The organism is Catellicoccus marimammalium M35/04/3 (assembly GCF_000313915.1).
GTDB classification, from domain to species: Bacteria; Bacillota; Bacilli; order Lactobacillales; family Catellicoccaceae; genus Catellicoccus; species Catellicoccus marimammalium.
In genome coordinates, this window is sequence record NZ_AMYT01000003.1 from 1 (window position 1) to 8,965 (window position 8,965).

Here is an 8,965-nt window from a genome sequence, read left to right on the forward strand (position 1 = left end):
AGAACAAAGTTCAAACACAAGTTCAAATGGAGACACTTCAACAAACTCTACTCAATCAAGTTCTGGAGAGAATGGAGCGTTAGCATTTGATAATAATGATACAAATTCTAAAAATAAATCACAAAATGAATCAATGAGTGAAGATACTACATTACCACAAACAGGGAATAAGAAATCACCTTTATTAATTGTAATGGGTATTATTTTAGTATTACTTGTAGCATTATTAGGATATAAATTCATTATCAAAAAATAGTTACACGATAATAAAAAAAGTTGGGAATTGAATCCCAACTTTTTTAGTTATTGATATATTTTTCAAATACATTGCCAAAGTCGCGGCGATGTAAAGCATGGCGAGCAGTGGTTAAATACTCTTGGTTAAAACGAGTCATTTCTTGTAACATAGAAGCTGGATTTTCTACGTTAAAACGAGATTTATTGAACACCTCATTGGCATTGTCTAAAGCTTTTAAATCGTCTTGATATTGATAGTTTAAAGATAATTGGATACGACCAATTTCATAAAGAGCTTTGTATAAGTCTTTTAATTCCTCAATTTGTTTTTTATCTACATCCACACTAAATTCATAGTCATTCATGTGCCATTTTAGTTCTACGTCTAAATCTACGGTTCCTGCTGTTTCTAATGTGACATGAGAGATAGGGTAATGACAATATTCAAAACGATGAATGGTACGTTTATTACTAATCGCACTATCTCCATCTACATGTAATAATCCATAGTTGGTAAAGACATACTCATCTGTTTTTGACTGAATGACAAAATAGATATGTTCATCATCTTCATGAAAGATATAATCATCGCCAGCAACTTTATCAAAATCTTCGGGTGCGATAATTTTCCCAATATCAGATAATCCTAAAGTATCTGATGCTACTTTTGTAAAAATATTTCCCATAATTTTCTCCTTTTTATTTGTGATTTATTTCTATTATAAAGGATACCACCAAAAAAAACTCCTAAAAGGATAATCCTTTAGGAGTTTCATTTTATTTACGTCCTAATCCAAGAGCGTTTTTCATGCGACGTAAAGTTTTATTTGCTTTTTTATTTGCTTCAATAGCACCAACAGTTAAAATCTCTTGTAATTCTTCACTTTCACGTAGTTGGTGGAAACGTTCATGAATTGGAGTAATCCAATCGACAATGGCTTCTGCTAAATCATTTTTGAACGTACCATATCCTGACTCTTCATAAGTTGCGACTAACGTTTCAATTGAAATTCCTGTGACAGAAGAGAAAATCGTTAATAGGTTCGCAACCGCAGGGCGATTTTCTGGATCATAAGCAATCGTTGCTTCACTATCTGTAACCGCAGAACGAATTTTTTTACGAATAGTATCTGCATCATCCAACATAGAGATAAACCCTTTTGGATTACTATCAGACTTACTCATTTTTTTAGTTGGATCTTGTAAGCTCATAATACGAGCACCATTTTTGGCAATCAAAGGCTCAGGTTTCACTAATAAAGTTTGACCTTTTTGCGCATATTTATTGTTAAAACGATCCACAAAATTACGAGTTAATTCTAAGTGTTGTTTTTGGTCCGCTCCTACTGGAACTTTTGCTGCATCATATAAGATAATGTCAGACACCATTAAAGTTGGATAGTTTAATAGACCGGCATTGACTGTATCTTGTTTTTGCGCTTTGTCTTTGTATTGTGTCATACGTTCTAACTCACCAATAGGAGTGGCACATTGAATCATCCATGCTGCTTCACAATGAGCGGGGACTTCTGATTGAATAAATAATTTTACTTTTTCTGGATCTAAACCAACAGCTAAGTATAAAGCTGCTAAATCTAAAATTTGTTTACGTAGTTCAGCTTTTTTTTGTGGAACGGTAATGGAATGTAAATCAGCAATAAAGAAGTAGCAATCATATTCGTCTTGTAAATTTACGAAGTGTTGCATTGCGCCAATATAATTTCCAATCGTTGGGATTCCACTTGGTTGAATTCCTGAGATAATTGTTTCCATAAGCGATTTCGTTGAAAAAAATCAACGTCTCCTTTCTTTCGAGAACTTTTATAGTTTTTATTATATCACAGGAAAGAAAGGTTTTTTGTAAAGAAATTTGTGTAGTTTCAATAACGTAATTTCATACAAAATCGGTTAAAACAAAATGTGAAAATATTGAAAATTCAATAAAAATATAAGGAATTTCAATTCATACAATACGAATTATCTTTTTTGAAAATAAATTTTACACAGTTTATGTTAAAATAATTGCAAACAAAAGAGTCCCAAGCTTTTATAAGAAAAATTCAAAAATTTTATAAGGTTTCGGATTTATAATAAATAATGGTTATTATCATGTTATAATAACTTTTAAAGAGAGTAATGTAATCTTGGGAAAAAGGAGAAATCACTATGATTAAATTGTATACGTCTCCAAGTTGTACTTCATGCCGTAAAGCAAAGGCATGGTTGAAGGAATATGGAATTCCTTTTGAGGAACGAAATATTTTTTCTGAGCCTTTGACAACAGAAGAATTAAAACAAATTCTTCGTATGACTGAAAGTGGCACGGAAGAGATCATTTCAACCCGTTCAAAAGTTTTTCAAAAATTAAATATGGATTTAGATGATTTACCATTATCTGAACTATTAACTTTAATTCAAGAAAATCCCGGTTTATTACGCCGCCCTATTATGATTGACGATAAACGTCTTCAAGTTGGTTTCAACGAAGATGAAATCCGTCGCTTCTTACCACGCGAAGTTCGTGCTTTAGAATTAAAACAAGCACGTAAAATGGTAGGATTATAAGAAAAAAGGGAAGCTTTTGTAACAAGGTAAGCTTCTTATGAAGAAGAAAGAAACTGAATGCTTTTTCAGTTTCTTTTTTTTGTTATAATAAAAAGGAAAGGATGATGAATACATGCGTTATCGAAAATTAGATCCCGATACTTTAATTATTTATTTTTCAAAACGAGATATGGAAAAATATCATATTGATTTTTCTCTATTTATGAATGCAAATAAAGAAAAAGAAGCGCAAGATGAATTATGTCGCTTAATTAAGCTTGTTGATAAAGAAGGCGATTTTGCCAAAGAAGGACAATTGTCTGTTCAAATGTTACCGACAAAAGAAAATTCTGGTATTGTCTTAAAAGTGCGTAAATTTGATTTGGATGAAGATATTCAAAATCCAGAAGAGTTATTGCAAGAATTGTTAGGCAATTTGAGTCAAAAAGAAGCACAAGAAAAGATGATGTCTGAGGTCAAAGAAATTTTATCCGTAGTGGAAGAATTGATTAAAGAAGAAGAGGAAGAAGAACGTCGTTTCTATGAGAACTGGCGACCTGCGTTACAGTTATCTTCTCCTAACTTAAATGACTTGGTTAAAGTCGCAAAAATGAATGGACCTTGGCACATGTTCCGTCAGACATTAACTTATGGTAATGGTCGTTACCGTTTACTTTCTTATTACAAAAAAGGAATTGACCGTGATGATGTCTATGATGATATTCTTTTAATGAACGAACAATGCACACCTACTTTATTTGAAACTACAAAAGAAATTCCTGATATTTCTAAAGAAATCGAGTTAAATAAAGGAAGAAAAGACGGAATTTTCCAAAGTTTGAATCAATATTTCTAAAAGGGCACGTTGACGTGGCCTTTTTTTGTATCAATAAGTAGGAGGGGATTTTATGAAACAACCACTACAATATGCAAAAACAAAAGAAGGTCACTGGATTTTTATTGAGGAAGCCATCCCTGGAAATTCATATATTTGTCCTTTGTGTGAAAAAGAATTGCGGGTACGAAAAACAAAATTTGGACAATCCTTTTATCATGCGCCAAAGAAAAAAGAAAATCTGTGGGGTGGGGAAGGAGAGTTACATAAAGCGGTGAAAGAAAAAATTAAAGCTTGGGGCCAAAATCATCATTATCTAGTAGAAGAAGAGTGGGTAGTGGAAGAAAGAAGGGGAGATTTATATTTCCCACCACAATGGATCGTTGAAGTGCAGTGTAGCCCATTGAGTGCCAAAGTATTAGAAAAACGGCATTTAGATTATCAACGACAAGGATATAAAGATTTGTGGTTATTAGGACCAAAGTATCAACGTTATTCTCAGTGGTATCCTTTTTTGCGCTATCATCCTACCTATGGATATTATGTTTTGCGTTTTGATGAAAGACAGTTTTATTTGCAGTCTCATTTAGAAGAGGCTCCCTATCGCTTTACTTGTGTTCCCATTACGATTGAAGAATTTTTGCATAAAGAAAAAGGAAAAATTATGCCTCCTAATCGACAATTTTTCCAAGAACAAAATAAAAAAAGAATTTCTGCTTGGTTTCATCGTTCTAATAAGGAAGTACAGCGTTTAGCCTACATTTTGTATGAACATCAAATGAATTGGCAAGAAGAACTTTCCTATCTAAGTCAGTGGATAAACGTTCCTTTCTATTCTTTAACTGAAGAATTGTATTGGAAAGTGGAACAAAAGATTCGTCAGCCATTAATGACATATACACCTACGCCTTTTTTAGAAGAAAAAAGAAAGCAGCAAAGGTTAAAAATACAAGAAATCTAAAGAATAGAAACATGTTTTCTGACGAAAAAGCGATAATTTGCTAAAATATAAGAAGAAATAAACGTAAAGGAGGAGGAACATTCTTTTTAAGAATGGAAGATTATGGCTAAAAAATTACCAAAACGTTCAGAAATTGAAGAAAAATGGACATGGGATCTGTCACGTATCTTTAAAAATGAAGAAGAATTAGAAGAAGCATTTTCTCAATTAGATGAAAAAATTGCGGAAGTTAGTCAAGGAAAAGGGACACTAGGAGATGGAGTTCTCGCTGTGAAAAAAGCAACCGATCAATTGCTTTCTCTATACCGTAGTCTAGAAGTAATTTATGTTTATGCAAGTATGAAAAATGACGAAGATACAGCGAATGCGAAGTATCAAGCATTGATGAATCGAGTAAGCGGCAAATATACAGAAGCTGTAGCGGCAGCTTCTTACTACACTCCAGAACTGTTAAGTTTATCAGATGAAGTGTTAGAAGAATATTTACAAGCCAAAGAATTACAAGAATATCATCATTTCTTAGAACAAACGGTTCGCAGTAAACCACACGTATTATCAGAAAAAGAAGAAGCGTTATTAGCACAAGCGAGTGAAATCTTCTCTGCTTCTAGTGATACGTTTGAAGTAATGAATAATGCAGATTTTGATTTTGGTATGATTCAAAATGCAGAAGGAGAAGAAGTTCAACTTTCTCATGGTTCTTATGGACAATTATTAGAAAGCACTGATCGCAATGTTCGTAAAGAAGCATTCCAACAATTATATCGTGTTTACGATCAATTCCAACATACAACTGCAAGCACATTATCTCACCACGTGAAAGGACATAATTTCTCTGCTAAGGTAAGAAATTACTCTTCTGCTCGTGCAGCATCTTTAGATAGTAATGATATTCCAGAAAGTGTCTATGATACATTAATTGAAGTGGTACATGAACACTTGCCATTATTACATCGTTATGTTGCTTTACGTAAAAAATTATTACAAGTAGATGAATTACATATGTATGATATGTATACCCCATTAATGGGAGAAGCTCCTTTACGTTTCTCTTATGAAGAAGCTTGTAAGGTGGCGTTGGAAGCACTACAACCTTTAGGAAAAGATTATGTTTCTGTAGTAGAAAAAGCCTTCCAAAGTCGTTGGATTGATGTAAAAGAAAACGCTGGAAAACGTAGTGGTGCTTATTCTTCTGGTTGTTACGATACAGATCCATATATTTTATTGAACTGGCATGATAGTTTAGATCAACTCTTTACGTTAGTTCATGAAATGGGACATAGTATGCATAGCTATTTGACTCGTAGTCATCAACCTTATGTCTATGGAGATTATAGTATTTTCTTAGCAGAAATTGCTTCAACAACTAATGAAAATCTGTTAACAGAATATTTATTACAAACGCAAAAAGATCCAAAAGTTCGTGCGTATGTTTTAAATCACTACTTAGATGGATTCAAAGGTACGGTGTTCCGTCAAACACAATTTGCGGAATTTGAACAATGGATTCATGTAACAGATGCTAAAGGAGAACCTTTAACCAGTCAAGCTATGAATGAATACTATGGAGATTTAAACCAAGAGTATTATGGTCCAGCAGTAGAAAAAGACCCTGAGATTGCTTTAGAGTGGTCTCGAATTCCACATTTTTATTATAATTTCTATGTTTATCAATATGCGACAGGATTTGCCGCTGCTAGTGCCTTAGCGAAAAATATTACTGAAGGAAAAGAAGGAGCATTAGAACACTACTTGAACTTCTTAAAAGCAGGAAGCAGCGATTATCCAATTGCCGTAATGAAAAAAGCAGGTGTTGATATGACACAAAAAGATTATTTAGAATCTGCTTTTGCGGTATTTGAAGAACGTTTAAATGAATTAGAACAACTTGTAGAAGAATTATAATAAAAACGGAAAAGGTAAGGTCACACCTTGCCTTTTTCCTATTTTAGAGAATGAATTGAAAAATGAATGAATAATAGAAAGAAAGATAGGAGAAGTTTATGAAACAAGCAGTGGATGTTCACGGTAAATCGTACCATCGTGGATTGTTAGTATTTGTTTTATTAATTGGGAACTTTTGTACAGTGCTAAATCAAACGATTTTGGCTACTGCTTTTCCCACATTAATGAATTATTTTCATGTTTCTGCCTCAACTGTCCAATGGTTGACGACAGGATTTATGTTAGTCAATGGGATTATGATTCCGATTTCAGCTTTTTTAATTAATCGTTTTAGTACAAAGAAATTGTATATGACAGCGATGACTATTTTCTTTTTAGGAACGTTAACTTGTTTTATTGCCCCTAATTTCCCAACATTATTTATGGGCCGTTTGATTCAAGCGTTAGCAGTAGGGATTGCTTTACCGATGGTTCAAACGATCATGTTAAGTATTTTCCCACCAGAAAAACGAGGAATTGCGATGGGGTTAACCGGGATCGTTGTTGGTCTAGCACCAGCGATTGGTCCTTCTTTATCTGGTTGGATTATTGACCAATCTACATGGCGTAATTTATTTGGTTTATTATTACCAATTGTTGTAGTGGTATTGATTGCAGCAATGTTCTTTATGCGCGATGTATTACCAAGTCAAGATTTACACTTAGATATTCCATCAATTTTCTTATCTATGATTGGATTTGGTAGCTTACTATATGGATTCTCTAGTGTGGGAGAAAAAGGTTGGTTTAGCTCAACGGTTTTAGTTTCTTTAGCTATTGGGGTAGTAGTTATCTTCTTCTTTGTTCGTCGCCAATTGAAGATGGAAACTCCATTCTTAGATCTTCGTGTCTTCAAAGAAAAACAATTTGTCATTTCCACGATGGTCGGAAGTATGGTTTTTATGATGATGATTGGGGTCGAAATGGTGCTACCAATGTATATCCAAAATATTCGTGGAGAAGATGCCTTCCATTCTGGATTAACGTTGTTACCAGGAGCTTTATTGATTGGGATTATGATGCCAATCGCTGGAGGTTTATATGATAAATATGGAGCTCATCGTTTAGCGATTACTGGGTTAACAATTGCAACTTGTGGTACTTTACCATTAATCTTTTTAACAACAAAAACACCAATGATGTTCTTAGTAGTCATTTATGCGGTTCGTATGTTTGGTATTTCGATGGTAATGATGCCAGTGACGACTTCTGGAATGAACTATTTACCAGTAAATAAAATCAGTCATGGTTCAGCGGCAAATAATACCGTGCGTCAAGTGATGGGATCTATCGGAACTGCGATTTTAGTCAGTGTATTATCTAATGTAACGACACATAGTATGCCAAGTGCTTCTTTAATGAAAGAATTACCATTCCTATTCAAACAAGAAGCAATGCAAGCAACATTAAATGGATATCACGTAGCCTTCCTTGTTTCTTGCTTCTTTGGTATTATTGGTTTTGTTTTGGCATTCTTTGTCCGTGATAAAAAAGAACAGAAAGGAGCAAAACACAATGGTTAATTTAGTCATTTTATTTTTAAGTGTGATTGGATTCTTTCTATTCTTTACCGCAATGAAGCCAACAAAACTTCATCAAGGATTAGGAATAGTCTGCCTACTTTTATTCTTAGGGAGCTTGACCTTTGCGATTTTAAATGAGGCTTATCATTACGGGATGAAAGAGGTAGAAACGACAACAAAGGTACCATTGGCTAAAGATACAAAGATGAAAAATATCGTCTTTGTACAATCTGTAGGTACGAAAAAAGAAGAGTCTGTAGTCGTTTATCCAACAAAAAAAGGAATTGAAAAAACAGCTCCTGATGCGGAAGTAAAAAATCATATTGTAAAAGAAAGCGGAAAAGAAGCCTTCTTAGAACAAAAGACAACGTATTGGGATTATAATAACGACGTTATTCGTTTCTTCTTCCATTTCCCTCAAAAAGAACGAGAAGTGACAAAAATTCAAAATGAGTTTTACATTCCAAGTTCCTGGCATGTAATGGAAAAATAAAAAAAGAGTGGTTTTAATGATATAACCCCCAAAAGTCTTCTTTAACTTTTGGGGGTTATTTTTATGTGATTAAGTAAAAAGCAAAAATAAGAAATCTAGATATACAGTTAAAGAACTTTATTCTTTATATCCAATTAATGAATTAGGAATTTATCAGTTAATCTGGATAATTAACCATCATAGATTATAGATTGGATTTATAGACCATATAAAAATGGATGATTCTCTATTATTCTTTCAGTATTATTAGGGAAAAATCACTTCGTGAATCAGCTTTAGAAGTAGGAATATCTTGGATTTGATCCTATCTTATCTTTATTTTTTTACAAAGTAATTCTTTTAAGGATAAAAGATAGTCATAAGAATTTTAAACTTATAAAATACTGATAAAAAAGTCAGTATTGAAAAAAATTTCAATATTAACAAAA

Annotated in this window: 9 protein-coding genes; 7 read left to right on the forward strand and 2 right to left on the reverse strand. The window is 33.1% G+C overall.

The window, feature by feature from the left end; genetic code table 11:
* Positions 1 to 256, forward strand: a 256-nt coding sequence (locus C683_RS00415; protein WP_040388526.1) for an LPXTG cell wall anchor domain-containing protein, incomplete at its 5' end; no start/stop codon positions are given.
* A gap of 43 nt (positions 257 to 299) precedes the next feature.
* On the opposite strand, the gene C683_RS00420 is transcribed toward C683_RS00415, so the two are convergent.
* A complete protein-coding gene (locus tag C683_RS00420; protein ID WP_009488105.1) occupies positions 300 to 923 on the reverse strand; it encodes a PH domain-containing protein in 624 nt (207 codons plus the stop codon).
* 91 nt (positions 924 to 1,014) lie between these two features.
* Positions 1,015 to 2,010, reverse strand: coding sequence for a tryptophan--tRNA ligase (gene trpS / locus C683_RS00425; protein ID WP_009488106.1), 996 nt, complete (start codon positions 2,008 to 2,010; stop codon positions 1,015 to 1,017).
* Positions 2,011 to 2,403: 393 nt separating this feature from the next.
* On the opposite strand from trpS, the gene spxA reads away from it, so the two are divergent.
* The 6 genes from spxA (at position 2,404) to C683_RS00455 (ending at position 8,537) form a co-directional block, all read left to right on the forward strand.
* A complete protein-coding gene (gene spxA / locus C683_RS00430) occupies positions 2,404 to 2,802 on the forward strand; it encodes a transcriptional regulator SpxA (protein ID WP_009488107.1) in 399 nt (132 codons plus the stop codon).
* Positions 2,803 to 2,914: 112 nt separating this feature from the next.
* Positions 2,915 to 3,637, forward strand: coding sequence for an adaptor protein MecA (locus tag C683_RS00435; protein WP_009488108.1), 723 nt, complete (start codon positions 2,915 to 2,917; stop codon positions 3,635 to 3,637).
* Positions 3,638 to 3,689: 52 nt separating this feature from the next.
* Complete coding sequence (locus tag C683_RS00440; RefSeq protein ID WP_009488109.1) at positions 3,690 to 4,577, forward strand: competence protein CoiA family protein; 888 nt, start codon at positions 3,690 to 3,692, stop codon at positions 4,575 to 4,577.
* Between the two features lie 102 nt (positions 4,578 to 4,679).
* Positions 4,680 to 6,482: an oligoendopeptidase F gene (gene pepF, locus C683_RS00445; RefSeq protein ID WP_009488110.1), complete on the forward strand. Its 1,803-nt coding sequence runs from the start codon at positions 4,680 to 4,682 to the stop codon at positions 6,480 to 6,482.
* Positions 6,483 to 6,580: 98 nt separating this feature from the next.
* The gene (locus C683_RS00450) at positions 6,581 to 8,044 is read left to right on the forward strand and encodes an MDR family MFS transporter (protein ID WP_009488111.1); all 1,464 of its coding nucleotides are present in this window, start codon (positions 6,581 to 6,583) and stop codon (positions 8,042 to 8,044) included.
* Positions 8,037 to 8,537, forward strand: coding sequence for a DUF4811 domain-containing protein (locus C683_RS00455; protein WP_009488112.1), 501 nt, complete (start codon positions 8,037 to 8,039; stop codon positions 8,535 to 8,537). Before C683_RS00450 ends, C683_RS00455 begins: the two co-directional genes overlap by 8 nt.
* Positions 8,538 to 8,965 lie beyond the last annotated feature (428 nt).

Bases quoted from the DNA above. Each gene is read 5' to 3' on its own strand.
- C683_RS00455 (WP_009488112.1), top strand. From the start codon at position 8,037: ATGGTTAATTTAGTCATTTTATTTTTAAGTGTGATTGGATTCTTTCTA.
- spxA (WP_009488107.1), top strand. From the start codon at position 2,404: ATGATTAAATTGTATACGTCTCCAAGTTGTACTTCATGCCGTAAAGCA.
- C683_RS00420 (WP_009488105.1), bottom strand. From the start codon at position 923: ATGGGAAATATTTTTACAAAAGTAGCATCAGATACTTTAGGATTATCT.
- C683_RS00440 (WP_009488109.1), top strand. From the start codon at position 3,690: ATGAAACAACCACTACAATATGCAAAAACAAAAGAAGGTCACTGGATT.
- pepF (WP_009488110.1), top strand. From the start codon at position 4,680: ATGGCTAAAAAATTACCAAAACGTTCAGAAATTGAAGAAAAATGGACA.
- C683_RS00435 (WP_009488108.1), top strand. From the start codon at position 2,915: ATGCGTTATCGAAAATTAGATCCCGATACTTTAATTATTTATTTTTCA.
- trpS (WP_009488106.1), bottom strand. From the start codon at position 2,010: ATGGAAACAATTATCTCAGGAATTCAACCAAGTGGAATCCCAACGATT.
- C683_RS00450 (WP_009488111.1), top strand. From the start codon at position 6,581: ATGAAACAAGCAGTGGATGTTCACGGTAAATCGTACCATCGTGGATTG.